20 protein-coding genes and 1 pseudogene are annotated in these 26,659 nt (G+C 73.3%); 2 read left to right on the forward strand and 19 right to left on the reverse strand.

The genetic code is table 11. The features are described 5' to 3' along the window. From ACZ4WQ_RS35320 to ACZ4WQ_RS35365, 10 genes and pseudogenes are all read right to left on the reverse strand, one after another. Nucleotides 1-1,152: a DMT family transporter gene (locus ACZ4WQ_RS35320; RefSeq protein ID WP_398376352.1), complete on the reverse strand. Its 1,152-nt coding sequence runs from the start codon at nt 1,150-1,152 to the stop codon at nt 1-3. Nucleotides 1,153-1,247: 95 nt separating this feature from the next. Then, complete coding sequence (locus ACZ4WQ_RS35325) at nt 1,248-2,816, reverse strand: bifunctional phosphatase PAP2/diacylglycerol kinase family protein (RefSeq protein ID WP_398376354.1); 1,569 nt, start codon at nt 2,814-2,816, stop codon at nt 1,248-1,250. Between the two features lie 90 nt (nt 2,817-2,906). Next, a complete protein-coding gene (locus tag ACZ4WQ_RS35330; protein WP_398376355.1) occupies nt 2,907-5,228 on the reverse strand; it encodes a glycosyl hydrolase family 95 catalytic domain-containing protein in 2,322 nt (773 codons plus the stop codon). 149 nt (nt 5,229-5,377) lie between these two features. Beyond that, on the reverse strand, nt 5,378-7,609 hold the full coding sequence (locus tag ACZ4WQ_RS35335; protein ID WP_398376357.1) for a terpene synthase family protein: 2,232 nt from the start codon (nt 7,607-7,609) through the stop codon (nt 5,378-5,380). A gap of 203 nt (nt 7,610-7,812) precedes the next feature. Next, nucleotides 7,813-9,225, reverse strand: coding sequence for a family 2B encapsulin nanocompartment shell protein (locus tag ACZ4WQ_RS35340; protein ID WP_311726847.1), 1,413 nt, complete (start codon nt 9,223-9,225; stop codon nt 7,813-7,815). A 143-nt stretch (nt 9,226-9,368) separates the two neighbouring features. After that, on the reverse strand, nt 9,369-10,151 hold the full coding sequence (locus tag ACZ4WQ_RS35345; protein WP_311726846.1) for an FHA domain-containing protein: 783 nt from the start codon (nt 10,149-10,151) through the stop codon (nt 9,369-9,371). A 78-nt stretch (nt 10,152-10,229) separates the two neighbouring features. Next, nucleotides 10,230-12,134 (reverse strand): serine/threonine-protein kinase, encoded by a 1,905-nt coding sequence (locus ACZ4WQ_RS35350; RefSeq protein WP_468022706.1) that lies wholly within the window; start codon nt 12,132-12,134, stop codon nt 10,230-10,232. Between the two features lie 273 nt (nt 12,135-12,407). Further along, nucleotides 12,408-13,319 carry a right-handed parallel beta-helix repeat-containing protein gene (locus ACZ4WQ_RS35355; protein ID WP_398376361.1) on the reverse strand — a complete coding sequence of 304 codons (912 nt, stop codon included), beginning with the start codon at nt 13,317-13,319 and terminating at the stop codon, nt 12,408-12,410. Nucleotides 13,320-13,453: 134 nt separating this feature from the next. After that, nucleotides 13,454-14,386, reverse strand: coding sequence for a D-alanyl-D-alanine carboxypeptidase family protein (locus ACZ4WQ_RS35360; protein ID WP_398376363.1), 933 nt, complete (start codon nt 14,384-14,386; stop codon nt 13,454-13,456). 75 nt (nt 14,387-14,461) lie between these two features. Further along, a pseudogene (locus ACZ4WQ_RS35365) lies at nt 14,462-14,926 on the reverse strand (HAD family hydrolase); the annotation flags it as partial. Between the two features lie 68 nt (nt 14,927-14,994). Between ACZ4WQ_RS35365 and ACZ4WQ_RS35370 the strand changes: the two are divergent. Further along, nucleotides 14,995-16,113: a lactonase family protein gene (locus ACZ4WQ_RS35370; RefSeq protein WP_398376365.1), complete on the forward strand. Its 1,119-nt coding sequence runs from the start codon at nt 14,995-14,997 to the stop codon at nt 16,111-16,113. 112 nt (nt 16,114-16,225) lie between these two features. Here the strand turns inward: ACZ4WQ_RS35370 and ACZ4WQ_RS35375 are convergent, their stop codons facing one another. The 6 genes from ACZ4WQ_RS35375 to ACZ4WQ_RS35400 form a co-directional block, all read right to left on the reverse strand. Next, entirely contained in the window at nt 16,226-17,218 is a 993-nt protein-coding gene (locus tag ACZ4WQ_RS35375; protein ID WP_311726841.1) for a sirohydrochlorin chelatase family protein, read from the reverse strand. A 172-nt stretch (nt 17,219-17,390) separates the two neighbouring features. Next, nucleotides 17,391-18,518 (reverse strand): N-acetylglucosamine kinase, encoded by a 1,128-nt coding sequence (locus ACZ4WQ_RS35380; protein ID WP_398376367.1) that lies wholly within the window; start codon nt 18,516-18,518, stop codon nt 17,391-17,393. After that, nucleotides 18,499-19,317: an LURP-one-related family protein gene (locus tag ACZ4WQ_RS35385; protein ID WP_311726839.1), complete on the reverse strand. Its 819-nt coding sequence runs from the start codon at nt 19,315-19,317 to the stop codon at nt 18,499-18,501. The genes ACZ4WQ_RS35380 and ACZ4WQ_RS35385 overlap by 20 nt, the downstream gene beginning before the upstream one ends. A 39-nt stretch (nt 19,318-19,356) precedes the next feature. Further along, nucleotides 19,357-20,031 carry a uracil-DNA glycosylase gene (locus ACZ4WQ_RS35390; protein WP_311726838.1) on the reverse strand — a complete coding sequence of 225 codons (675 nt, stop codon included), beginning with the start codon at nt 20,029-20,031 and terminating at the stop codon, nt 19,357-19,359. 93 nt (nt 20,032-20,124) lie between these two features. Next, nucleotides 20,125-21,210 carry an exo-alpha-sialidase gene (locus ACZ4WQ_RS35395; protein ID WP_398376370.1) on the reverse strand — a complete coding sequence of 362 codons (1,086 nt, stop codon included), beginning with the start codon at nt 21,208-21,210 and terminating at the stop codon, nt 20,125-20,127. Nucleotides 21,211-21,297: 87 nt separating this feature from the next. After that, nucleotides 21,298-22,395, reverse strand: coding sequence for an NADH:flavin oxidoreductase/NADH oxidase (locus ACZ4WQ_RS35400; RefSeq protein ID WP_398376372.1), 1,098 nt, complete (start codon nt 22,393-22,395; stop codon nt 21,298-21,300). Nucleotides 22,396-22,527: 132 nt separating this feature from the next. Here ACZ4WQ_RS35400 and ACZ4WQ_RS35405 point away from each other — a divergent pair, with 132 nt between their 5' ends. Next, a complete protein-coding gene (locus ACZ4WQ_RS35405; protein WP_358845829.1) occupies nt 22,528-22,902 on the forward strand; it encodes an ArsR/SmtB family transcription factor in 375 nt (124 codons plus the stop codon). Here the strand turns inward: ACZ4WQ_RS35405 and ACZ4WQ_RS35410 are convergent. The 3 genes from ACZ4WQ_RS35410 to ACZ4WQ_RS35420 all read right to left on the reverse strand — a co-directional run bounded on the left by ACZ4WQ_RS35410 (nt 22,816) and on the right by ACZ4WQ_RS35420 (nt 26,590). Beyond that, a complete protein-coding gene (locus ACZ4WQ_RS35410; protein ID WP_398376375.1) occupies nt 22,816-24,210 on the reverse strand; it encodes a nucleobase:cation symporter-2 family protein in 1,395 nt (464 codons plus the stop codon). The two genes, ACZ4WQ_RS35405 and ACZ4WQ_RS35410, sit on opposite strands and share 87 nt — an antisense overlap. A gap of 169 nt (nt 24,211-24,379) precedes the next feature. Further along, nucleotides 24,380-25,726, reverse strand: a complete 1,347-nt coding sequence (locus tag ACZ4WQ_RS35415) for an FAD-dependent oxidoreductase (RefSeq protein WP_358845827.1) — start codon at nt 25,724-25,726, stop codon at nt 24,380-24,382. A 165-nt stretch (nt 25,727-25,891) separates the two neighbouring features. Beyond that, a complete protein-coding gene (locus tag ACZ4WQ_RS35420; protein ID WP_385344634.1) occupies nt 25,892-26,590 on the reverse strand; it encodes a DUF305 domain-containing protein in 699 nt (232 codons plus the stop codon). Nucleotides 26,591-26,659 lie beyond the last annotated feature (69 nt).

The raw sequence follows: 26,659 nt of genomic DNA on the forward strand, positions 1-26,659 counted from the left end.
CTAACGCTGGTCCTGGAGGACGGCCTCGCCGCGGGGGGCGCGGCGCTGGTCGGGCGGGCGGCGGGAGGACAAGCGGCGGCCGGGCGGCAGCCGGTCGTCGGCGCCGCGCGCCGGGCGGGGGATCCGGGGGAGCCGGCGCGGGCCCGCGGCGCCCGCCCCGGGGCCGCGGCTCCCGTCGTCCGGCCCCCGCGTCCCGCGCCCCTCGCCCGTCCCGTCCGCCTCGTCCGTTCCATCCGTTCCGTTCCTCGAGTCCGTCGCGTCCGCCCCCTCCGTCGCGTCCGCCTCGCGCGGCCGCGGAATGCCCGCTGCCTCCGCCGCCTGGGCCGACGTCTCCACGCCGTGCACGGTCAGCATGACCAGGCCGGTGCCGGCGACCAGCGCCGCCACCAGGGCGAGCAGGGTGCCGGGGGCGCCGTGGCGGAAGTGCTCGCCCAGCGCGGCGACGCCGATGGCCGTGGCGACAACGGGGTTGACCACGGTCGCCGTCGCCAGCGGGGCGGCCAGCCCGGCGCCCCGGTAGGACGCCTGGGACAGCAGCACCCCGGAGCCGGCCAGCAGCGCGATCATCGCCGCGCTGGGCAGCCCCGAGGCCCAGGCGTCCCACTCCAGTTCCACGGTGACGTTCTTGGTGAACACCGACGAGACACCGAAGGCGGTCCCCGCGGCCATGGCCAGCAGCACGCTGCGCACACCGGGCCGCCGCGCCCAGCGCGCGGCCACGGCCAGCACGGCGATCGCGGCCGCCGTGGCCACGGCCACCGTGATCCGGCCGTCTCTCGTGAGCGCTCTCGCCCCCGACGAACCGCTCAGCGAGAGCAGCCCGGCGAGCCCCGCGGTGGCCAGCACCGCGCCCCGCCATCCGGCCGAGCCCACCGGGCGGCGCACGAACACCGCGGCCATCGGCAGGGCGAAGACGATGGTCAGCGCGCCGAGCGGCTGCACCACGCTGAGCGGCCCGTACGCCAGCGCCAGCACATGGAGGACCGCACCGGCCCCGTTGAGCGTCACCGCGGTCCACCAGCGGCCACGGCGCAGCGCTGCGTACGGGCGGGGCGGCGTCGTCGCCGCGACATGCTCCTGGAGGATGGCGCCGGCGGCGTAGCACACCGCAGAGGCCAGGGCCAGCAGCACGGAGAGAGCCAGGGAGGTCACGTCAGGGCCCCCGGGGCCGGTCGGTCGTCGTCCATGCCTTCACGATGACGTGTTTCGCCCGCCACGTCGTCGTCCCTGAGCCCCCATTGCGCGTACTACCGGCGCAGTACGGCCCGCCGGAAGTGCGCCGTAGCGGCTGCTGTACGGGCGCGCTGCGCCAGCTCGTTCCCCGGCTCGGCCGGGCGGTAGACGGTCAGAGCGCCGGGCCGTTTCTCGATCACCAGCGCCTCGGCGGGGGACGGGGCGACCTCGCCGTCGTAGGCGCGGACGTCCACCTCGTGCAGGCCCGTCAGGCTCAGCCGCCGCAGCCGTCGCGTCGCCACCACCCGGGACCGGCCCAGCGTGCCGGTCAGGGCGGCGGCCAGCAGCCGGGTGCGGGCCAGCGGCTGGTCCCCGTCGACGGCCCGGACGTCGAGCAGCCCGTCGTCGAGCCGTTCGCGGTACGCCGGGGCGAACCCCTCCGGCGCGTAGCGGCAGTTGCCGACGAACAGCACCCACAGCCGCCGCCTGTGGCCGTTCACCTCGATCTCCATGGGCGTCGCGGTGCGCAGCACGCGGGCGAGGGCGACCGCGGCGGCCGGCCATGTGCCGAGCCGGCCCTCCAGGCTCTCGCGGATCTTCACCAGCTCGGGGTACATCCCCAGGCTGAAGGTGTTGATGAAGTGGCCGCCCGGTCCGTCGCCCGGGAGCGGGCTCACCCGGGCCAGGTCCACGGCGACGGCGTCGCCCTGGGTCACGGCGTGCACCGTGTCCTCGACGGCGGGCACCCCCACGTCCAGGGCGAAGTGGTCGAAGGTGCCGCCGGGGAACACGGCCAGCGGCAGCCCGCGCTCGGCGGCCAGCGCGGCCGCCGCGTTGACGCTGCCGTCCCCGCCGCAGATCCCCAGCGCCCCGCCCCGCTCGGCGGCGCGCCGGGCGGCCCGGTCCAGCAGCTCCCCGAGGTCCGTCTCGGGGTCGCGCTCCAGGACTTCGGCGGCGGGCAGCAGCGCGCGCAGCCGCTCGGCGGGCGTCGGCGCGGCCCCCGGTACGCCCCCTGGTACGCCCACGCCCGACTGGCGGTTGACGACCACCACAAGACCGTCGCCCCCGGGCAGCGCCGGGGCCGAGACGCGCGGCCGGGCCTGGGCGGGGGTCTGCGGCCGTGGCGGCCACCAGCGGCAGGTCAGCGCGGCGGCGCCGACGCCCAGGGCGAGCCCCGCGAGGACGTCGCTGGGGTAGTGCACGCCGACGTACACCCGGGAGAAGGCCACCGCGGCGGCGAGCGGGGCGACGAGGATGCCGTATCCGGTGGACTCCAGGGCGACCCCGGTGGCGAAGGCGGCCGCGGAGGCGGAGTGCCCGGAGGGGAAGGAGCTGGTCCACGGCTGCCGGGCCAGCCGGCGGATCAGCGGCACGCCGTCGAGGACCGGACGCCGCCGGTTCACGGTCCACTTCACCACGGTGTTGGACGCGAGCGAGGCGGCGGCCAGCGCCCCGACCCCGCGCAGCGCGGCCCGCCGCGCGGTCCGCCCGCCGACCGTGGCCAGCACTCCGGCCGTGCCGAACCACAGCCGGCCGTGGTTGGCGGCGTGGGTGAGCCCCGGCAGCACGGGATGGGCGCCGCGCAGCCGGCCGTCCGCGACCCGTGCGAACAGCCGTCGGTCAAGATCGCTGATGAATCTCATGCCACATGGGTATCCCGGATCGGCCGTCGGCGCCCAATTCCGGTGCTCGCCGACGGCCGGTCCGGGCTTCCTCTCCCCTCGTACGCCGCGTCAGGAGGCGGGCAGCCCCCAGCGCGGCGCCGCCTCGTTCGGCGGGACCGGCCGCACGCTCATGTCGGGCCGGTCGCCGCGCGCCGTGATGACCGCCTCCTGGCCGCGGGCGAGCCGGATCCGGATGGTGCCCTCGCCCGCCGGCTCGTACCGCAGGGGCCGCCCGTGCCCGTCGCGCACCTCGATGTCCCCGCCGAGGGAGTGGCGTACGACGCAGGGCGCGCCCGCCTCGCTGCGCAGCCGCACCCAGCGGGTGACCCCGTCCTCGCGCGCCGCGCTCAGCAGGAACGCGCCCTGCGTACGGAAGTCGTGCACGACCAGCTCGCGCCAGGCGGCGGGCAGCGCGGGGAAGACCCGGATCACCCCGCCCCAGCTCTGGCACACCATGTCGTGCAGCGACTGCACGGCGGACAGCGGGGTCTCGATGACCGGCCCTGACTCCTTGTACATGGTGTTGGCCTGGATGAAGCGGCGCATCAGCTCGCCCAGGTACTTCAGCGCGTCCTCGCCCCGCCCCATCTGGGCGGAGATGGAGGCGGCCCCGGTGAAGGTGTAGCCCTGAAGCGCGCCTTCGAAGCCCACCCAGTGGTTCAGCGAGGTCTCGATCAGCTCGCGGTTCGCCGGGTCCTCCCAGGTCACCTCGTACAGCGGGTAGACGGCGAGCAGATGAGAGTAGTGGCGGTGGGACTTGGCGAAGGGGACCCCGGCGCCGATCATGTAGCCGTTCTCGTCGACCGGGTACGGGGTGAGCTTGGCGAGCACCTCCCGCCAGCGTGGCGCGAGATCATCGCGCACGCCCAGGGTCTTCACCGACTCCAGCAGGGTGGCGCAGCCCCAGCGCAGCAGCATCAGGTCGTAGTTGCAGTCCGGGGCGTTCACGCCGTACTCGGGCGAGAAGGTGGCGGGCAGATGGAGCTTGCCGTCGCTGCCGGGGGTGAGGAAGTGGAGGTAGTAGTTGACGGCCTTGCGCAGCAGGGGGAAGAGGACGTCGCGCAGGACCGCGGTGTCCATGGTGTGGCGGTAGCTGAGCCAGACGTTGTGCAGCGCCCAGGTGAGGTTGCCGACCTCGGGGGTGGGCGGGTCCTGGCCGGGGATGCCGACGGCGAAGCCGCCGTTCGCGACGGAGCCGCCGTTGACCAGCTGGGGGTCGGTGGTGCGCGGGATGCCCGCCGAGTCCTTGCGGTACGGGGCGTCGAGCTGGTTGGAGAGGTTGTCGCGGAACTCGCTCAGCGCCCGGGTCACCGCGTCGAGTTCCAGGTGGTTGGAGCCGTGGATCAGCCAGTACTCCAGCTGCACATTGAGGTTCCACCAGGTGTTGGGCCAGGGGGTGGACTCCAGCCACGGCCCGCAGGTGGCCATCACGGGCGCGTCGGCGCGCGCGGCCGCGGCGACCTTGTAGAGCTGGATCCAGTAGAAGCGCTGAAGCCGGGCGTCGGGGAGGGACAGGAAGCTCTTGCGGTAGTAGGCGTGCCACCAGCGGCGGTGGGTGGCCGCGAGCGTGTCGTAGGGGTGTGCGGAGGCCGACCGTACGGACTTCAGCGCGGCGCCCAGGGCGGTGGTCCGCGGGAAGGAGTGCGCCACTGTCAGATACAGGGTCCGCCGCCCCGCGGCCGTCCGCTCCCGCCAGGCCGTCACGTGCTGTCCGCCCGCCAGCAGGGACTGGACGGCGGTGTGCACGCCGTCGCGCTCCGCCACCACGGCCGGGGGGTTTCCGGTGTAGCCGTCCGGGACCGGCTTGAACGCGACCCGCGGGCTGATCGCCTCGGCCGGGTGGAAGACCCAGCGGAAGGCGGCCTCGCCGGCGCTCGGGGTGACCTCGACGGCCATCACCGAGCGGGAGTTGTGGACCAGGGCGCGCAGTGTGAGGGTGCCCTTGTCGGTGGTGACGGTGCCGGTCAGCTCGGCGTCGCGGAGCCGCAGCCGCCAGTCGACGGCGGTGATGGTGCCGACCGGCTCCAGGGTGAACCAGCCGATCGGCAGCCGGGCCAGGCCGAACAGCGAGCCGAACTCGGGGCGGTGGTCCTGGACCTCGCTGTGCTGGACGTTGAACCGGACGGCGCCCGCGCCGCCCGGCTCCGCGTAGATGCCGGAGCCGAGGAGGGCGTTGCCCAGGAAGGGGCCCTCGTACCAGGTCGTCGGCAGCTTCTGCCACACCATGTCGGCGTCGTCGAGGACCGCGGCCCAGGCGTCGCTCGCGGCCGTTGCCGCGGGCTCCGCATGCTCCGCGGCGTGTGCGGCGGGCGCCGTGACGAGCCCGGCGGCCCCGGCGGATGCGGCGAGGGCGCCGCCGAGGACCGTTCTTCTGGACGGTATGGGTGACATCGCAGCCGTGGACACGTACATGCCTCCAGTTCGTCACTCTGAACCCCTCGGCATGATGCAGTCCCCGGAAGGGAACCGGAACCCCTCGCGCACGATAAACATCGGATGGCATGCGGGTGATGACGGTGCGATACCCGCGCGAAAGGCCGTCAGGTGGGTGAGACCTCGGACCTCCGGCGCAGTGTGGCGGCGAGATAGGCGGCCGCGGTGCCAAGCCCCGTGGGCCCGTACGAGGTGCGCGACGGCAGGCCTACCGGGCGGCGCAGCTCGGACTCCGTGTAGCGGAGGGTCTGCCGGTGCCAGCGCAGGATCCCGGCCATCCAGTGCTTCAGCTCGCGGGCATAGCGGTCGAGCGTGGCGCGGGTCGTCGCGTCCAGCGCCAGATCCCCGTACATCGCGGGCAGTTCGGTGGCGACGATGCGCTGGAACTCGCGCATCCGGGAGTTGGCCAGATCGCCGACGATGTGCAGGGCCTCCGGAACCCCGCAGCCGAAGAAGTTCTGGACGACCAGCACACCGTTGTGGATCTCGCCCTCGAACTCGATCTCCTTCCGGAACGAGTGGAGGTCGTTGACCAGCGCCGCGTAGTCCCCGGCCGCGTGCTCCAGGGCCTGGAGCGGACGGGCCCGGCGCACCTCGGGAGGTATCGCCGGCCAGCGGGACAGCCGGGACAGGCTCATGGCCAGGTCCGCCCCGAAGGTCCTGCGGCGCATCTCGATGTAGTCGACCGGGTCGGGGACCCGGTGCTCCGTCTCGTTGGCCAGCTCCCACAGCCAGCTGCCGGTCATGTCCTCGACGGCGGTGCGGAAGGCGCGGCGCGCGCACACCTCCATCGGCCCCGCCGTACGCGCCCAGAGGTCGGCCAGGCCCCGCTCCAGCGCGGTCACCGGGGCGGGGGCGGCGGTGGACTCCACCGGCATGAAGGCCGACAGCCGCGCGTTGCACGCCCTGGCCCCGGCCAGGTCGTGGCCGCGCCCGAACACCACGGGGTAGTAGTCGTCCGCGTAGGTGCCCCAGGTCAGCCAGCCCGTGGTCAGATCCAGCTCCTCGAGGGTGGCGGCCGGGTGGATCCCGGCCGCGGCCAGGGCGAAGTCGCAGGCCCTCAGCTTGCGCTCGTCCCAGACCCCGGCGCCGGGCAGACCGGGCGGCACATCCAGGATGCCCATCCGCCACCCCCACTCCACGATGTTCTCCCGGGAGCGGTCCAGATGGGGGCTGAGCAGGGCGGGGTAGGGCATATGGAGCCCCGGCAGCCGCACCGGCCCGACCGCCCGGCGCGGCGGGTGCGCATGGCTCCTGAGCCGGGCCGGCAGGGTGACGGCCAGCGAGGTGACGATCCGGGCCGCCGCGCTGCCCAGGCCCGTGGGGCCGCCCGGGAGCGCCGCCCCGCCGCCGTTCATATAGCGGCTGGAGCGCAGGTGCCACTCGTGCCCGCCCGACTGCCAGTCCTGCAACCCCTTGGCGTAGGTGAGGACGTCCGCGCAGGACCGCGGGTCCAGGCCGGACTCCACGAACAGCTGCGGCAGTTCGGTGAAGACGGTGTGCTCGAACTGCTGAAGCCGCGAGGTGATCAGGTCGTTGACGGCCTCGGCGGCCGCCTGGGTGTCACAGCTGAGGAACCGCTCGAAGACCAGCACGCCGTTGGAGAGCTCCCCCTCGTCCTCGACCTCGCGCTGATAGGAGAAGAGATCGTTGCGCAGGTGCACGGCGTCGGCGAAGGCGTCCCTGAGCACCAGCAGCGGCCGGCTCGCCGCCACGGCCTCGGGCACCTCGGCGCCCGCCGCGTACTCCACGATCCCGGCCGACCAGGGGGCGCCGCCGACCTTGCGGCGCATCTCGATGTACTCCAGGGGGTTGGCGACCCGCCCCTCGCTGATGTTGGACAGCTCCCACATGCTCTCTTCGAGCAGATGCCGGGTGGCCTCGGCGAACCGCCGGCGCCAGCCCCGGGACATGACGGGTGTCGTACGGGCCCACAGATCGGCCAGCCCTCGCTCCACCGCGTTCTCCGGCGCCGCGGCGGGCTCGCCGTCGGGGCACACCGGCATGAACGCCCGCAGCCGGTCGAGATAGGCCTTGGCGCCCGCCATGTCCCGGCTGCGCTTGAAGCTCTCCAGGAAGTGGTCGTCGAAGAAGAACACCCAGACGTACCAGTCGGTCACCGTGGACAGCACCTCGGCCGACGCGTCCGGGTGGGTGTAGGCGCAGAGCAGGGCGTAGTCATGGGAGTCGAAGTCGGCCTCGTCCCAGACCCCCGACCCTTCGATCATCTCCATCGCACGGGCCCACCGCTTGGAGTGCTCCCGGGCCGCCGCCAGATGGGGATTCAGCCGGGCCGGATACGGCTCGTAGAAGTCCGGCAGCTCGAAGGGCTGTGGCATCCGCGCCTCTCACCTCTCATCGTGTACGACGTCTGCGGCGGGACCCTGCCCCCGCCCCTGTCGAGATGCGGCTCCGCCGCGCGGGGGCGGTTTTGCCCCCTGGACCCCGGGCCGGGGTCTGGGGCGGAGCCCCCCGCGCGGCGGAGCCGCACATCGGCACTGCGGGAAGGGGCGGGGTGGGGAACAGCTCCGCTGGACGGGGCCTAGTCCCGGCCGTGGGAGATCTCGACGTTCTCCAGGACGCCGAGCGCGTCCGGCACCAGGACGGCCGCGGAGTAGTACGCCGTGACGAGGTAGGAGATCAGCGCCTTCTCGTCGATGCCCATGAACCGCACGGACAGCCCGGGCTCGTACTCGTCGGGCAGCCCCAACTGGTGCAGCCCGATGACGCCCTGGTCGTCCTCGCCGGTACGCATGACGATGATGGAGCTGGTGCGCTCCTTGGTGATGGGGATCTTGTTGCAGGGCAGGATGGGCACGCCGCGCCAGGCGGGCACCTTGTTTCCGTTCAGGTCGACGTGGTCGGGGTAGAGGCCCCGGGAGTTCAGCTCGCGGCCGATGGCGGCGATGGTCCGCGGATGGGCGAAGAAGAACTTGGAGCCGCGGCGGCGGGTGAGCAGCTCGTCGAGGTCGTCCGGGGTCGGCGGGCCGGAGTGGGTCTGGATCCGCTGGGAGTAGTCGGCGTTGTGCAGCAACCCGAACTCGCGGTTGTTGATCATCTCGTGTTCCTGCCGCTCGCGCAGGGCCTCGATGGTCAGCCGCAACTGCTGTTCGGTCTGGTTCATCGGCTTGTTGTAGAGGTCCGCCACCCGGGTGTGCACCCGCAGCACGGTCTGCGCGACGCTGAGCTCGTACTCACGCGGATGGAGTTCGTAGTCGACGAAGGTGCCGGGCAGCTCGACCTCGCCCGCATGGCCGGAGGCCACCGTGATCTCGGCCTCGCCGCGCGCGTTCTGCCGCTGCTGGGGGAGCGCGGCGAACTCCGCGACATGCGCCTGAAGGGCGGGCGAGCCCTCCAGGATCGAGGTGAACTCCCGCCGCGGCAGACCGAGCAGGGTGCCCCCGGTGACGGCCTTGGCCGTGTACTCCCAGGTCGAGTCGGCGCTGAGCAGACACTGCTCGCCGAACCGGTCGCCGTCGCCCAGCACCCCGAGGCGGGTGGGTTCGCCGTACGGACCGCTGCCGGTCTTCTGGACCTTGCCGTGCGCGATCAGATAGATGTGGTCGGCGGCGGTGCCCTCCTCCGCGAGCACCTCGCCGGCCTCGAAGTCGCGCTGCACGAAGCGGTTGGCGAGGGCTGTCAGCACACCCACGTCCTCGAAGCCGCGCAACACCGCGAGCTCGCCGAGCTCACGCGGGATGACCTGGACCCGCGCACCTGTCTTCACAAACTCGATGCGGCCGTCCCCGACCGTGTAGGTGAGGCGCCGGTTGACCCGGTACACCCCGCCCTCGGTCTGCACCCAGGGCAGCACCTTGAGCAGCCAGCGGGAGGTGATCCCCTGCATCTGCGGAACGGACTTGGTGGTGGTGGCGAGGTTGCGTGCGGCGGCGGTGCCGAGGCTGAGCTGCTCCTGCCGATCCGGCTGCGCTTCGCTGGCCGCGTCTACCGACATCAGCCGTTCTCCTTTGCGTGCGGGGGGTCTGGCGGCGAACACTCAGCACGCTAGGGGGCGTTGAACGGCGGAGGCGGGGACGGCGAAGCCGACTCATCAGATCGGATGATCGTGGGAACGCCGGGGTTTAAGGATCGACGAGGTCAGTCGTCGAGATCGCCGTCCAGCAGTTCGAGGTCCGGCGGCACCAGGGTCGTCGACTCGACGAGCCCGCGCAGCAGGTTGTGCAGCAGATTGTGATCGCTCGGCCCCGCGCCGTCGTCCTCGCGCAGTACCGGGTACGGGAAGTCCCCGCCGCGCTCGATCCGGCGGCGTACCGCCCCCACCTTGCGCTCGATCCGGCGCTCGCCCCAGACGCCCTCGCCGCACAGATAGGTCAGCTCCATGGCCGCCTGCCGGTACGACAGGGGGCGCGGGCACTCCTCGTAGAGCAGGTAGTGGCGGCCGAGCACGACCAGCAGCAGCCGCTCGTCGTCGTCCAGCGGCCACCGCTTGGGCGCCAGGGTGTCGTCCTCCCGCCGCGCCCCGAGGCCCCGCTCGCCGTGGTCCGTCACAAACAGCTCGACCAGGTGCTCGCGGTAGCCCGAGCCCCTGACGAACAGCGGTGTGTAGCCGGTGTCCAGGGGGATCGGGTCCATGCTGGAGTGCATCATCCGGCCGCGCGGCAGCCGGACCAGCTGCTGCCCGGTGTTCCGCAGCCACCACCGGCCCTCGCGGTACGTCAGCTCGCCGTGCCGGCGGCTCACCCGCAGATCGCCCTCGGTGACGGGCAGATCCACCTCGGGCCGGCCGGCGCGCCCGAACCGGACGACGCGGCCGGGCGTCGGCGGAACGCTGATGCCGCCGATGATCGAGCGCGCGTGGAGCGTGCCGGGCCGGGCGGGTTCGGCGCCGCGCGCCAGGGTCTCGGGGCGGTGGCTGTCCATCGCTGGCCTCCTCGGGTCGTGCCGTCCGGGACCCACTGTGCCCCACCGGCGGCGGGACCCCTCCCGCTCGGACGTGGGTCAGACGGCCGGAAGAGCGGCGGCGGCCGACCGGGCGAGATCGGTCGCCGTCTCGCAGGGCCGGCCCTGGGCCCGTGCCCCGCTGACCACCAGGCGCAGCCGCTCGGTCGGCCCGTCGTCCTGGCCCTGGTGGGGGTGGTAGAACACATCGACGGTGCAGGTGGAGTCGCCCTCGTACTCCGGCATCACGACGGCGTCGCGTCCGGCGAGCTCGGTGAACCGGGCGTTGTCCGGGGGCGAGAGGAAGCCCTGGTCGAACACCAGCCGCACCGCCATGCGGTTGGTGGTGCTGTGCCAGCCGCAGGTCCAGCGGCCGAAACCGACGTCCAGGTCGCGGGCGTCGATGCCCGGGACGACCTCCAGCGCCCGGGCGTCGAGCAGCCCGCAGGCGTCCTGACGGGCCAGCGAGTCGGCCGGGAGCTTCGGCGAGCGGCGCGGGACCTCGCCCCGGTTGAGCACGGTGACCGCGTGCTCGACGGCGGCGTCGGCGATCTCGCACAGCGGCGCCTTGGCGTCGTCGGTCAGCTTCGCCTCGACCCTGATGACGATGTCGCGCACACCCGACAGCACCAGCGTGCGACCGCACTCCTCGCTCTCGGCGGGCTCCGTGATGACGCCGACCCTCCCCGACATCCTGGCCGTCGCGGCGCTCGGCGGATCCTCGGTGTCGAGGTCCACCGTCACATCGACGATCTCGCTCTCGTCCGAGCTCAGCACGATGTCGCAGCGGTCGTAATTGCCGTACCGCGGGTCCAGTTGGGCGTTGTCCCCGAATCGCTCGAGCGGGCTGGTGCTCAGCAGCGCGCACGGATCCACCGTACGGGGGTCCCCGATGCCGAAGTCGTCGCCGGTCGCCCTGGCGGTCGGTGTGGCGGTCGGCGATTCCTCGGCGTGGGCCGAGCGGCCGCCACCGTCCCCGTCGTTCGGCCACAGCACCATGGCCACCGCGGCGGCCGCCACCACCGTGGCGGCCGCGCCCCCGGCGAGCAGGGAGCGGCGGCGCAGCAGGGACGGCAGCCGGGCCACGCCGGTCTCATCGGGCCCGGTGGGCCCATGCGCCTCAGGGGACTCTTCGGGAGGCGGGTAAGGCTTGGTCACCTCCTCGAGCGGCACCCGCGGAAGCTGGTCCACCGGCCCCGCGATCTCCCGCAGCGCCCGCAGCGCCGCCGCCGCGCCGGGCCGCCGCCCCGGGTCGCGCTGAAGCATCGCGGTGAGCACCTCGCGCAGCGGCCCCACCTCCTCGGCCAGCGCCTCGGTCCGGATCGCGCGCCCGGGGCCGCGCGGTGGCGTCTCCCCGGTGACCAGCGCGTACACCGTGGCCCCGAGCGAGAACACATCCGACGCCCGCTCCGGCGCCCCCCGGAAGGCCTCGGGGGCGGCATAGGCGGGGGTGAGGCTGATCGGGCCGCTCGGCGTGACCGTCCTGCTGCCGTCGATGCGGTACGCGGCGCCGAAGTCGGCCAGCTTGGCGACCCCGTCCTCGGAGATCACCACGTTGTGCGGTTTGACGTCGCAGTGCACGATGCCCTTGGCGTGCAGTGCGTCCAGGGCGTTCGCGACCTGGGCGCCGACATGGGCGGCGAGCTTCGCGGGCAGCCGGGCCGAGCCGTCCAGGCTGCCGCCGGTCACATGCTCCATCACCAGCCAGAAGGTGGTCTTCCGGCCCCGGCCGGAGCGTTCGGCTCCGTAGAGGGTGACCACGTTCGGATGGCTGAACTTCGCCAGCGCACGGGCCTCGGCCAGGAGTTCGTCGAAGGCGGCCCGGCTGTTGTCTTCGGCCAGGGCCCGTTTCAGTACGACCGGCCGACCCAGCTCCGTGTCGACGGCGAACCAGACCGCGCCTCTGCCTCCGTTGACGGGCCCCTTCGTGAGCCGGTACTTGCCGACCTTCCCACCCGGGCGCACTTCGGACACTCCCCTCACACCGGCTCACGTCGCGCCATGACCTGGCGCGCGCACCGAACTTACTGCGTGAGGAGGCGAGCACACAGCGTTTCGGGCGCACTTACCAAACCCCCGCATGTGTGGAGGCGAGGCGGCCCGCGGCGGCGTACGCCGGGCGGTCGCAGGAGCGCCCGCGGAGCGCTCGGGGTGGCGGGGGAGCGCATGACGGAGGCGGGGGACGCGGCCCACCCCTGCGGACCACGTCCCCCGCCCCTGCCCTCCCCAACAGGGCTGTTACGGCTCCCCGCCGGGCTCCGGGCCCTCGTAGCCCCGCCGCGACGAGGCGTCGATGCCGACCTCGTAGCGGATCCCGGCGTGGAGCGTGTTGCCGCGGACCCGGGCACCCGTGGAGTGGACGGCGAGCCCGATGGCGTGGTGGGTCGGCGCGGCGAAGGTGTTCCCGGTGATGGTCGCGTTCTGGACGTCCTCGAACATCAGGGCCTGTGAAGCGCGCAGCGTCTCACAGAAGTTGTCCTTGATGACGAAGTCCCCGGAGGCGCCCCGCCCGTCGCCCTCGCCGTCGTTCGGCCCCTCTGCCATGAGGCACATGTTGTCCACCTGCTCGCAGCGGTTGCCCTCGATGCGCACCCGGTGGCTGGGCGGGGTGTCGCTGGCGAACGTCTGCATGCAGTCGGCGTGCCTGCCGCCGCTGTTGTCCGTGTCGCGCACCGTGTTGTGCGCGATGGTGAGGTCGTCGCCGAAGAAGCGGATGCCGTCGCCGTCCCCGCCCTTCGGGCGGATCACGGTGTTGTCCCGCAGGGTGATCCGACGGCCGGTCAGCTCGATCCCCGGCGCCCGGGGGCGGACCGCCCGGAACCCCTGGACGACCACGTTGTCGGCCTCGACCGTGATCCCGTTCACGGTGTCGCCGCGGCCGGAGTAGACGATCGGCTGCCGCGGTGTCCCGCCCTTGGTGATGACCAGCCGGCGCCGGGTCAGATCGCCGTCGAAGCAGACCACGTCGCCCGGGCGAGCCGAGCGCGCCGCGTCGCCGGGGCCGGCGGCGTGGCGGGTGCAGCGCGGCGCCGCGCCGGCCTCGGCGCCGCGCGCCCCCGCCCAGGGCCCGGTCAGCGTGATCAGGAGCGCCAGGATCGAGATGGCGAGAAAGCCGACGACGAGTTTCCGGGTGATCCGCGTGATCCGCATGCCGGCCACCGTAGACAGGCGGCGCCGGGACCGGTCCCCGCTCCGGGCGAACGGCACGACGCCCCGCCCGGAACCGGTCGGAACCGGTCCGGGCGGGGCGTCGCGTGCTGCCGGGCGCTACGGGACGGAGAGGATCAGTCCTGCGGCGTGCCCTGGGGCAACTGGCGCCATGACACCTTGGTGTTGGTGTCGAACGCCCAGTCCAGCATCTTCTTGGCGTCCGGGTACCGCTTCGGGGCGTTGAGTATCACGCCCACCACCGTGCGTCCGTTTCGCTTGGCGGCGAAGACGAGACACCTGCCGGGCGCCGTGCCGGTGCCCGTCTTGATGCCGATCGCGCCGCTGTACGAACCCAGCAGCCGGTTGGTGTTGTTCCAGGAGTACGTCCTCGTCCTGCCGTTGGCCGCCGGCGCCTTCTGAACGGTGTCGACGGACTTGACGACCGTGGTGAGGGTGGAGTTGCCGAGCGCGTGCCGGGCGAGCTTGGCCATGTCGCGCGGGGTGGTGTAGTTCTGCTCCCCGAACGAGATGCCGTCGAAGGTGTCGTAGTGGGTCTTGGTCATCCCCAGCGCGGACGCCTTCTTGTTCATCTGGGAGATGAACGACTTGGTGCGCTTGGCCGTGGTGTCACCGGTGCCGAACGTGTCGGCGAGCGCCATGGCCGCGTCGCAGCCGGAGGGCAGCAGCAGACCGTACAGCAGCTGCTTGACGGTGAGCTTGTCCCCCTTCTTCAGGTCCGCCTTGCTGCCGCCGACGCGGGCGACGTAGTCGATGTACGACTGCTTGACGGTGACCTTCTTGCCGAGGTTCAACCCCCTGGTGTCGAGCACCACCATCGCGGTCATGAGCTTGGTGGTGCTCGCCATCGGGCGCTTGGCGTCGGCCCCCTTGGACCACAGCCGCGTGTTGGTGCCGTTGTCCATCAGATACGCGCCCTTGGCGCTGATACCCGACGGGCCGCCGGCGGCCTCGGCCGTCGACACGGGCAGCGCGATCGTCAACGCCGCCGTGGATGCGATGACGGCCGCTCCCCAGCGCCGCACCGCGGTTCCCCCTAATCTTCTCATATGCCCTCCATCTCCTCGTGATTATTGGGCGAGCGCATCATGTCACTGGGGGATGAATCGATGGACGTCGGGGCGTCAGTTGCCGTTCGCGGTGGTCCAGTCGTAGGCGGCCCGGGCGTCGAACTCCCGATGGCCGCCCGGGAAGAGCAGCCCGGCCGAGGCGAACGCCGCGTCGCCGCCCTGCCCGGCGCCGTCGCCCTGCCCGTCCGGCACATACGGCACGGCGATGCACCGCATCCCCGCCCGGCGCGCCGCCTCGACCCCCGGCGCCGAGTCCTCCACCACCACACAGTCGGCGGGGGCGGCGCCCAGCAGGCGCGCGGCCTCAAGGAACACATCCGGCTCCGGCTTGCTGCGACCGACGTCCTCCGACGAGACGCGGACGGTCAGCCGGGCGCCCAGCCCGGTGGCCTCCAGCGCGGCCTCGATCGCGGCGCGGGAGGAGCCGGACGCGACGGCGAGGGGGTGCCCGGCGGCGTGCGGCAGTTCCACGAACTCGCGCATCCCGGGGAAGGCCGTGGCCCGCTCGCGCGCCCACCTCGCGCGCCGGGCCCCGCGGCTGCGTTAGCGTCGGCCCTCCACGGTGATGTCGGCGGAAGGGCAGTGCGGTGAGCACCACGGGCAGGGGACAGCGGGCGTACATCGGATCGTTCACCTCGGAGGGCGGCGCCGGGATCGCGGTCGCGTCCGTGGACGCGGAGACGGGCGCGCTGAGCGTTCTGCACACGACGGACGCCGTGCCCAACCCCTCCTACCTCGCGCTCGCCCCCGGCGGCCAGGTCCTCTACGCGGTGAGCGAGACCGACGACGGCGCGGCCGCCGCCCTGAGCGTCGCCGACCCCGCCCGGCCGCCCGCTCCGCTCGGCCCGCCCGTACCGGTGCGCGGCGCCGTCCCGACGCATCTCGCGCTCGCCGCCGGGTGTCTCCTCACCGCCAACTACGGCTCCGGGAGCGTCACCGCGCTCCCGGTCCGGGACGGCGGCGCGCTCGCCGAACCGTCGGCGGTGCTGCGCCACGAGGGCGGCGGGCCGGTCACCGACCGCCAGGAGGGCCCGCACGCGCACGCCGTCGTCCCTGACCCGTCCGGCCGCTGGGTGCTCGCGGTCGACCTGGGCACGGACTCGGTGTGGGTGTACGCGCTGGGCGAGCCGGACGCACCGGGCGAGCCGGACGCACGGGGCGGGCAGGGCGTACGGCGGGCCGCGGTGCGTACCGTGGACGCGCCCCCGCGCGCGCACCGCGAGGCCCGGCTGCGCCCCGGCAGCGGCCCGCGCCACCTCGCCTTCCACCCCCGCGGCCACCGCGCTTACGTCGTCAACGAGCTGGACTCGACGGTCACGGTGTGCCGGTGGGACGCGGCGTCCGGCACCCTCGACGCGCTCGGCGAGGTACGCGTCGTGCCGGACGGCACGGACGTCCCCAACTTCCCCTCCGAGGTCGTCGTCTCGGCGGACGGCCGCTTCGTCTGGGTCGCCAACCGCGGCCACGACAGCGTCGCGACCCTCGCCCTCGGCGCCTCCGGCGACACCATGACGCTGGTCGCCACCACGCCCTGTGGTGGGCGCTGGCCCCGCGATCTGACCCTGGCCCCCTCGGGCCGCCACCTCTACGCCGCGAACCAGCGCTCCGGCGAGGTGACCTGGTTCGACATCGATCCGACCACCGGCGTGCCGACCCCGGGGGGCTCGCTCGCCGCCCCCGCGGCCTCGTGCGTGATCTTCGCCTGAGCGCGCGGCCGGGGTGCCCGCGGCCAGGTCGGGCACTCGGCGGTGCCCGACCCGGCCGCCGCGGGCGGGCTCGGCGGCCCGCACGGCGTCCGTGACGCGGCCCGGCGCGGTGTCAGCGCATCGCCGGGGCGGGCTGGAGCTTGATGCCCAGCACCGTCGCGTACTTCGACAGCACCAGCTTGCCGACGGCCGGGTACGCGCCGAGCGCCTCCGCGGCCGCGCACTCCGCCTCCTCGGCGGCGGCCGCGGGGAGGTCGGCCGCGACCTCCGGGCCGATCAGGTAGGGGGCGAGGGCGAGCCGGGCGGAGCCCGCCGAGCGGAGCTGCTCGGCGACGCGCATGACGGCCCCGTCCTCGTCCAGCGCGGCGGCCATCACCGGCACGGCCAGGCGCGCGGAGAGCAGCATGCCGGTGATGCCACCGGCCTGGGTCGCCTCGGCGCCGCCGACCGTCGCCAGGATGATCCCGTCCGCGGCGGTCGCGACGGTGAACAGGCGGGCGCGGTCGGCGCGGGCCAGGCCCGCCTCCGAGAGGCGCACGTGCAGGGCCTCGGCGAGGAGCGGGTGCGGGCCGAGGACGTCGGTGAGTTCGGCGGCGGAGCCGCTGTGCTTGACGGCCTGGCGTATCCGGCGCAGCAGCGCGTTGTCCGGCCCGGCGAGCAGCGGCACCACGACGGCGGACGCCGCCTCGTCCGCGGCGGCGGGCTCGGCGGCCACCACCGGGGCCTCCTCGCCGAGCGCCTCGGCCTCGGCCCGGACCGCCTCCGCCTCGGCCCGGGCAGCCGCGGCGGCCAGGCGCGCGCGCTCGCCGCGCTCCTGGGCGGCGCGGGTGAGCACGGACTCCAGGGCCGGGAAGTCCGCCGTGTCCCCGTCGCCGTCCACGTAACCGATCCGGGCGTCCAGGCCGGGCAGCTCGGAACGGGCGATGCTCACGATCTCCTCGGCCAGGCTCCGGGTGGCGCCGTCGGGCGAGCCCGGGACGGCGAGTACCAGCGGAGGTGCGCCGACGGGGGCGGCCACGGGCTCCGGTCGGCGGTGCCGTCCGGGCTGGCGGGGACGCGGCATTCGTACAGGCAGGCCGGACGCGGGCCCAGTGGGGGAGCTCATGGCGCCGCATGTTAGTCGCTTGTTGTGATCGACTGTTCGGGAGGGTGCGAGGCGGGGGTATCTGTCCCCATTTGCCGAGGCGAACTGCGCGACGGCGTACAAAGCCCTGCGGTGCCGTGCCGGGTCGTGTATCGGCGGGCTCAGGGCGTCAGAGCATCAGGGAATCAGAGCATCAGGGCTTGGCCGCTGCCGGGCCGACGTCCACGACACGCAGCAGCGCGGCGTCCATCGGAAGGCGCAGCGAGTCACCGGCGAGCGCCGCGGCGATCCGCACCGCGCCGGTCAGCGGGTCTCCCGCCGCCTCGGTCACGCGGGCGTGCGGCAGCCGCGCCGCCAACTGGGCGCGCAGGGGCACGAGCAGCGGGTCGCCCATCCGGAACAGGCCGCCGGTGAGCCCCACCGCGCATCCCTCGGTATCGGGGCAGACCGCTGCCGCGGCCTCGGCGATGTGCCGTGCGGCGTCCCGCAGGATCGCGTCCGCGACCGGGTCCCGCTCCGCCGCGCACCGCCCGACCTCGGGCGCGAACGAGGCCAGTACGGCGGGCCGGTCCGGGCGCGGGTACAGCTTGCCCGGCAGCTCGCAGGCCGGGCCGAACACCGCCTCCAGACGGGCCAGGAGCGGACGGGAGCCGCCGTCGCGCCCGTCGTACGCGCGCATCGCCGCCTCCAGGCCGGCCCGGCCGATCCAGGCGCCGCCGCCGCAGTCGCCGAGGAGATGGCCCCAGCCGTCGGCGCGCCGCCAGCCGCCGCCCGCGCGTGCATCGCCCGCCGCGTCGCCTGCCAAGTCGTCCGCCGCGCCGTCCGCGGTGTCGTCACTGGTGTCGCCCGGCAGGGCGACCAGGGCGCCCAGGGCGATCAGGCCGGTGCCGGCCGCGACCACGGCGCCGGACCGCTGGCCGAGGGCCCCGGCGTAGGCGGTCACCCCGTCGGCCGCCAGGGCCAGTCGCCGGGCGCCGAACGAACGCGCCAGCGCGTCGGGCAGCTTGGCGCGCAGATCGTCGCCGAGCGTGGCCATGCCCGCGGCGCCGACGCACACCGCCGCCACACGGTCCGCTCCCGCCTCGCGCAGCAGCGCGTGGGCGGCGGGCTCCACCCGGGCCAGCAGGCTCTCCGCGTCGATGCCCCGGTCGCCGACCACGGCGGGCGTGGGCGAGGACCAGGTCGGGCCGTTCCCCGGACCGTCGCCATGGGACAGCGCGACCCGGACGCCGGAGCCGCCCGAGTCGATCCCGAGGACGAATTCCCGCTGTGTTTCCCGCTTTGTGCGGTCGCCCACCGGCTCAGCCGAACCCGCGCGCATCCTGCTTGAGCGCCGTGTCCACGGTGAGTGCGGTGGCCACGACGAGGCTCAGCAGCGGATCGGGCAGCTGGCGGTGGATCTGGAGGACGTAGTTGTCCGCGGTGGTGAACATCGTCTTCGCCAGACCTTCCCAGGTCTTGGTGATCCGGGCGACCTCGACGTCGGTGTGGTCGACGATGGCGAAGTTCCAGGCGCGCCAGTTCTCCGCCTTGATGGCGCCGATCTGCTGGCCATTGACCTGAATCGCGAAGTTGATCTTGCCGATGGCGTTCTGCTGCACGATCTCGCCGACCGGCTGGCCGTCCGGGCGTGTCACCAGCACCTTGGACTTGATGAACTTCGCCGGGCGGGTGAGCACCAGATGCGGCTGCCCGTGGGCGTCGCGGATCTCCAGCTTGTGGGTCATGAACTGGTCGAGGCTCGTCATGAACCGAGCCACCTTCTTGAGCGTGCTCTGGCCGACCTGGACCACCGACCCTATGGTCCGCCCGTGCTGGTCGAAGACGCTGTACTCGTTGGTGAGCTCGATCAGCTTGGCCTTCTGGTTCACCACCAGCACCGGCTCGCTGAAGAGCGTGCCGCCGCCCGCGTAGACCGGGGCGACACCCGCCTGCTGCTGCACCTGATGCTGGATCTTCGCCGGGTCCGCGACCGGCTGGGCCGGCTGCTGCGGTACCTGCCCCGGCTGGCCCGGGTGGGTGTGCTCGGTCCACTGTGCGCCGTCCCACCAGCGCAGCTGGTTCGGCGTGCCCTGCGGGTCGGCGTACCAGCCCGCAGGGGTGTTCGGGTGTGTCGTCATGGCGGGCAGACTACCTGCCGCTCACCAGGAAGGAAGCGGTCAGGGAAGGCGCCAGTCCACCGGCTGGGCCCCTTGCTGTACGAGGAGGTCATTGGCGCGGCTGAACGGACGTGAGCCGAAGAAGCCGCGGTCGGCCGACATGGGGGAAGGGTGGGCGGACTCGACGGCCGGCAGGCTCCCGAGCAGCGGCCGTACGTTCCGGGCGTCGCGGCCCCACAGGATGGACACCAGGGGGCGGCCGCGCGCGGCCAGCGCCCGGATGGCCTGCTCGGTGACTTCCTCCCAGCCCTTTCCGCGGTGGGCGGCGGGCCTGCGCGGCGCGGTGGTCAGCGCCTTGTTGAGCAGCAGCACGCCCTGCTCGGACCACGGGGTCAGATCGCCGTTGGAGGGGCGGGGCAGACCGAGGTCGGTGTGCAGCTCTCGGTAGATGTTCTCCAGGCTGCCGGGCAGCGGCCGCACCTCGGGGGCCACCGAGAAGCTCAGCCCCACCGCGTGGCCGGGCGTCGGATAGGGATCCTGACCCACGATCAGGACTCGCACCTCGTCGAAGGGCTGTTGGAAGGCGCGCAGCACATTCTTCCCGGCCGGGAGGTAGGTGCGCCCCGCCGCTATCTCGGCCCGCAGGAAGTCGCCCATCGCGGCGATGCGTCCTTCGACCGGTTCAAGTGCCTTGGCCCAGCCTGCTTCTACGATTTCGTTCAAGGGTCGTGCCACGTCGCGTCACTCTAGTGGCTCGGTGCGTGGCCGTGCGCCAGCTCACCGGAGCCCGCCCCTCACCCGGGTACGCACCTCACCCGGGTACGCACCTCACCCCACCACCGCGGCCCGCACGCACAGGACGTCCGGCAGATGCTCGGCGACCAGCCGCCAGCTGTCGCCGTCGTCCGCGCTCGCGTACACCTCGCCGTTGCGATTGCCGAAGTAGACGCCCGCCGGGTCGGCGTCGTCCGTGCGCAGCGCGTCCCGCAGGACCACCCCGTAGTGGTGCTCCTCCGGCAGCCCGGCGGACAGCTCGGACCACGACGCCCCCGCGTCCTCGGTGCGGTAGATCCGGCAGCGGTAGTCGGGCGGATAGCGGTCCGAGCCGTCGTTGACCGGGAACACATAGGCGACGCCGCCGCGCCTGGGGTGGGCGGCGACCGCGAATCCGAAGTCGGCGGGGAGCCCCTTGCCGATCTCCGTCCAGGTCGCCCCGGCGTCGTCGCTGCGGTACACCCCGCCGTGGTTCTGGAGATACAGCCGGTCGGGGTCCACCGCGTCCGGCGCGATCTTGTGCACGCACTGGCCGAACTCCGGGTGGTGGTCGGGCAGGAACTCCGCCTTCAGCCCGGTGTTGGACGGCGCCCAGCTCGCCCCGCCGTCCGCCGACCGGTACACCCCGCCCGAGGACACGGCCGCCAGCACCGCGTCGGCGTCGCGGGGGTCGGTGACGACCGTGTGGACCGCCTGGCCGCCGAAGCCCGCGCCCCACTCCGGCCGCTGCGGGTGGTCCCACAGGCTCCGTACGAACTCGAAGGTCTCGCCGCCGTCGTCGGACCGGAAGAGGGCGCCCGGCTGGGTGCCCGCGTACACCACCTCGGGCGCGGCGGGCCCGGCCGGATGCAGCTGCCACACCCGCTCCAGCGAGGTGTCGGTGCCCTCGGGGAAGCGGACCGCGGGCGCGGGCGGCTCATGCCAGCTGCGCCCGAGGTCGTCGGAGCGGAAGACCGACGGGCCCCAGTGGGAGCTGTCCGCCCCGACCAGCAGCCGGGGCACGGCGCGGCGGGTGTCGATGCCGACGGAGTACACCGCCTGCATCGGGAAGTGCGGACCGGTCAGCTCCCAGCCCCCACCGCCGCGGCGCCCGAGGAACAGCCCCTTACGGGTGCCGATGGCGAGCAGGACGTCGTCCATGGGGCATCACTCCTTGCGATGTGTCCGACATCACAGAGTCTGCACCCCGCCACTGACAACGGCCTGCTCGGTCCACGCAGCCGCAGGTCAGACGGCCCGGCCGTACTGCGAGGGGGCCGTGACGGCCGCACCCAGCTCGCGCGCCGCGCGCCGCGCCCAGTACGGGTCGCGCAGCAGCTCCCGGCCGAGCAGCACGGCGTCCGCCTCGTCATTGGCGACGATCTTCTCGGCCTGCTCCGGCTCGGTGATCAGGCCGACCGCGGCGACCGGCAGCCCGGTCTCCGCCTTGACCCGCGCGGCGAACGGCACCTGGTAGCCCGGGCCGGTCGGGATCCGCACCCGCGCCGCGTTGCCGCCGGTGGAGACGTCCAGCAGATCCACGCCGTGTGCCTTGAGCTCGCGCGCGAACCGGACGGTGTCGTCGGCGGTCCAGCCCTGGCGTTCGTCGGAGTCGTCCTCGGTCAGCCAGTCGGTCGCCGAGATCCGGAAGAACAGCGGGAGTTCGTCCGGCCACACCGCGCGTACGGCGTCCACGACCTCGAGCGCGAAGCGCGTCCGGTTCTCGAAGGACCCGCCGTACTCGTCGGTGCGGTGGTTGCTGTACGGCGAGAGGAACTCGCCGATCAGATAGCCGTGCGCGCCATGGACCTCGGCGACCTCGAACCCGGCGGCCAGCGCGCGCCGCGCCGCCTCGGCGAACTGGTTCACGACCTCGCGGATCTGGTCGGCCGTCAGCTCCTCGGGCACCGGGTGACCTTCGTCGAACGGCACCGGGCTGGGTCCGAGGGGCTGCCAGCCGCCCCCGTCCTCGGCCACGGGCCCGCCGCCCAGCCACGGCCGGTCGGTCGAGGCCTTGCGTCCGGCGTGGGCCAGCTGAATGCCCGGCGTGGTGCCGTGGGCCTTGAGGAAGGCGGTGATCCGGCGGAAGGCGTCGGTCTGGGTGTCGTTCCACAGGCCCAGGTCGGCGGGGCTGATCCGGCCCTCGGGGCTGACGGCGGTGGCCTCGACCAGGACCAGACCGGTGCCGCCGACGGCCCGCGAGGTGTAGTGCGAGAAGTGCCAGTCGCCGGCCACACCCGCGTCCGGGCCGTCGACCTCGGCGGAGTACTGGCACATGGGCGACATCCAGATCCGGTTGGGAATGGTCAGCGACCGCAGGGTGTAAGGCTCGAACAGCGCGCTCACGGCAGGCTCCCTCTCATGTCTTCCACGGGACCCTTGTACGATAACCCTCGTAGTACGCCAGGCGTCAAATTACGAAGACTCTCGTACCATGCTCGTAGAATGGGTCTGCCAGCCAGGCACCGAGGAGTAGCCGTGCAGACGCAGACCCCCGCCCAGGAACAGCCGACCGGCCGTTCGCTCGAGCACCCCGCGCGCGACGACATCCGCCTCGAGGACGTGCTGCACGCGCTGTCCGATCCGATGCGGCTGCGGGTGGTGCGGGCCCTGGCGGCCGAGGCCCACGAGCTGACCTGCTCGGACGTGGACCTGCCGGTGACCAAGTCCACCTCCACCCACCACTTCCGGGTGCTCAGGGAGTGCGGCGTGATCAGCCAGATCTACCGCGGCACGGCCAAGATGAACGCGCTGCGCCGCGAGGACCTAGAGGCGCTGTTCCCCGGGCTGCTCGACAGCGTCCTGCTCGCCGCCGCCCGCCAGGACCTGCGCCCCGCCGACGACCGGGGCTGAGCCCCGCCCGGCCCCGGCCGGCAGATGGTTGAAGAGCAGGTTGAGCGCGATGGCGGTGAGGCAGCCCGCGCTGATCCCGCTGTTCATCACCGTCTGGAACCAGTGCGGAAACTCCTGGTACACGCCCGGCACACCGACCGGCAGCAGCCCGACGGCGACCGACACCGCGACCACCGTGAGGTTGTGGTTGTCCCGGAAGTCCACCCCCGCCAGGGTCCGCAGCCCGCTCGCCGCGACCGTGCCGAACATCACCAGACCGGCCCCGCCCAGCACCGGCGCCGGGACCGCCGCGACCAGCGCGCCCAGCTTGGGCGCCAGGCCCAGCAGCACCAGAATGCCGCCCGCCGTGGCCACCACCCACCGGCTGCGCACCCGCGTCATCCCCACCAGGCCGACGTTCTGGGCGAAGGCGGTGTACGGGAAGGTGTTGAAGACCCCGCCGAGCAGGGTGGCCGCGCCGTCCGCGCGCAGCCCGTCCGCGAGCCGCCGCGCGTCGACCTCGCGGCCGGTCATCTCGCCCACCGCGATGAAGTCCCCGGTCGTCTCGGTCATCGTCACCAACGCGACTACCAGCATCGAAGCGATGGCCGCCCCCTCGAAGGTCGGGGCGCCGAAGTGGAAGGGCGTGGAGACGCCGAGCCAGTCGGTGTCGCCGATGCCCGAGAAGTCGGTGAAGCCGAGCGGCGCGGCCGCCGCCGTCCCGGCCACGATGCCCACCAGCACCGCGATCCGGCCCAGGAAGCCGGGCGCGAAGCGCTGCACGGCCAGAACGGTGACCAGTACCCCGGCGGCCAGCCCCAGGTTCTTCGGCGCCCCGAAGTCCGCGGAACCCTGGCCGCCCGCGGCCCAGTTGCCCGCCACCGGCAGCAGCGACAGTCCGATGACGAGGATCACCGTGCCGGTCACCAGGGGCGGGAAGAAGCGCAGCAGCCGTCCGAAGACCGGCGCGAGCAGGATCATCGCCACCCCCGCGACGATCACCGAGCCGTAGATCGCCGGCAGCCCGCCGCCCTCGGTGCCGATCAGCACCATCGGGGTGACCGCGGCGAAGGTGCAGCCCTGCATGATCGGCAGCCGTACGCCGAACCGCCATAGTCCGACGCACTGGAGGACGGTGGCTATCCCGCACAGCAGCAGGTCGGCGTTGATGAGATACGCCAGGTCAGCGGGCGGCAGCTTCATGGCACCGCCGACGATCAGCGGCACGGCGACGGCGCCCGCGTACATCGCGAGCACATGCTGAAGATCGAAGGCGGCGAGCTGTCCGGGCGGCGGGACCTCGTCCACGGGGTGGCGTGCGGACTTCATACGGGCTCCTTGGGCGGCTACGGGAACGCTGCGGCTGATGAGGCAGCTGGGGAGTGGGTAGCACGACAACAGGACGCGACGGTAGAAGCCTTGAACAGTTTGTTGATTTCCCCGGCGTTGCCGCCGTGTGACCAGGCCGCCGGGGCTCGGCGCCGAGCGCTCCCGGAGCTCAGCCCCGAGCGTCGCGGGCCGCCGTCAGCAGCCCGGGCCAGTCCGGGATCTTCACCCGCTGCCGCCCCAGCGCCTGCCCGAGCGCCGACTCCGCCGCCTCGATCCGCAGCCAGCCGGGCCACTCCACCGGCTCCAGGCCCATCGCCCGCAGCGCCTCCCGCGGGTCCTCGGCCACCGGGCGCGAGGCCAGGGCGTCCGCGTCGGACAGGAGGGAGGCGACGGTCTCCTTGGCACACGAGCGGTTCGTGCCGATCACCCCGGTCGGACCGCGCTTGATCCACCCCGCGACATACTCGCCGGGCGACGGCGCGCCGCCGCGCACCACCCGCCCCTCGGCATGCGGGACCGTCCCGCTGTCCGTGGCGAACGGCAGCCCCGGCAGCGGTACGCCCCGGTAGCCCACCGACCGCAGCACCAGCTGCGCCGGTACGTCCTCGAACTCGCCGGTCCCCGCGACCCCGCCCATCCCGTCCGGCGCGGTCCGCTCGAACCGCACCGCCCGTACGGAGGCATCGCCGAGCAGCGCCGCCGGGCGCAGGAAGAACCGCAGATGGATCCGGCGCGGCCGGCCTTCGGGGGCGCGGCGCGCCCAGTCGCGCAGCACCTCCACATTGCGCCGGCCGGCCCCCGGCAGCTCCGACGGGTCCGCGAACGCCGGATCCATCGCCAGCTCCTCGGGCCGCACCAGCACATCGGCACCGGCCAGCGCGCCGAGCTCGCGCAGCTCCTTGGTGGTGAATTTGGCCTGCGACGGACCGCGCCTGCCGACCATGTGGACATCGGCCACCCGGCTGTCGGCGAGCACGCCGAGCGCGGCGTGCGGCACATCGGTGGCGCGCAGCTCCTCCGCCCCGCGGGCGAGCACCCGCGCCACGTCGACCGCGACATTGCCGACCCCGATGACCACGGCGGAGCGCGCCCCCAGCGCGAAGGCGTCGATCGCCGAGTCGGGGTGGGCGCTGTACCAGGAGACGAACTCGGTGGCCGAGAAGCTGCCCGGCAGCTCCTCCCCGGGGACGCCGAGCCGGCGGTCGGACGCCGCCCCGACGCAGTACACGACCGCGTGGTAGAGCCCCAGCAGCCGCTCGGGCACCAGCGGCGCGGGCCCCACCGGCACATTGCCCAGGAAGCTGACCCGGGGGTGCTCCAGGACCGTGCGCAGGGTGTTCTGGAGCGACTTGATCTTCTCGTGGTCCGGGGCGACCCCGTAGCGCACCAGGCCGTACGGGCACGGCAGCCGGTCCAGTACGTCCACGGCCACATCGGGCACGGTCTGCTGCTGGACGAGCGCCTGGGCGGCGTAGACCCCGCTCGGCCCGGAACCGACGACTGCTACGCGAAGCACGGAGGAGCTCCTTCCGCAGGATGTCTCCAGCATCGCACCCGGGACGGGCTCCGGTCCGGAATTACACACCCGATGCCAGGCTCCCGGGTGACATCCGGGCCGAAGGCTGACGCCGGGGCGCCGGCCATCGGCCCGGGCGCCGGCTTTCGGCTCTCCGAGCCTGCGCTATCCGAGCTGCTCCATCCGCCGGATCTCGGCGCTCTGCTGAGAGATGACGTCGTCCGCCATCTCCTCCACCCGCAGGTTGTTGCCCTTGGCCAGGACGTCCGTGGCCATGGAGACCGCACCGGAGTGATGGGTGATCATGAGCTTGAGGAAGAGCTTGTCGAAGTCGGCGCCGCGGGCCGCGCGCAGCTGGTCCAGCTGCTTCTCGGTGGCCATGCCGGGCATGGCGTCGTGGCCGTGCCCGCCCGCGTGCTCCGGCGCGCCGCCGCCCTGGTCCTTCGTCCAGCCGTTCGTCTTCTGCCAGCCCTGCATCGCCTCGATCTCCGGCTGCTGCCCGGCGGCGATGCGCTCGGCGAGCCGCTTGACCTTCGACGACTTCGCCCGGTCGGGGGCCAGATCGGTCATCACCAGGGCCTGCCGGTGATGCTCGATCATCATGCTCACGTACGCGAAATCGGCCGAGTTGGGGGAGTCGTCCTCCTTCTTCGCCTTCGCCGCCTCCTCGGCCGTCAGCTTCTCGGCCGCCTCGCCGGGCTTGCCCGGCGCGATCACCGAGGGACCGGCCTCCTTGCCCTTGTCGTCGGCCTTGGCGCCGCCTTCGGACTCGCAGCCGGTGAGGGCCAGCGCCAGGGCCGCGGTCACCGCCGCGACCGCGAGCCGGACGGCGCGGGTGGTCGTGGTCGTACGCCGGATCAACACCGTGACCTCCAGGGATGCTTGCAAGCTGTGCTGGTGACCGTATTAGCACGTAAGTCGCCGATCCCGGCC

This window comes from Streptomyces sp. NPDC028305 (genome assembly GCF_055569495.1).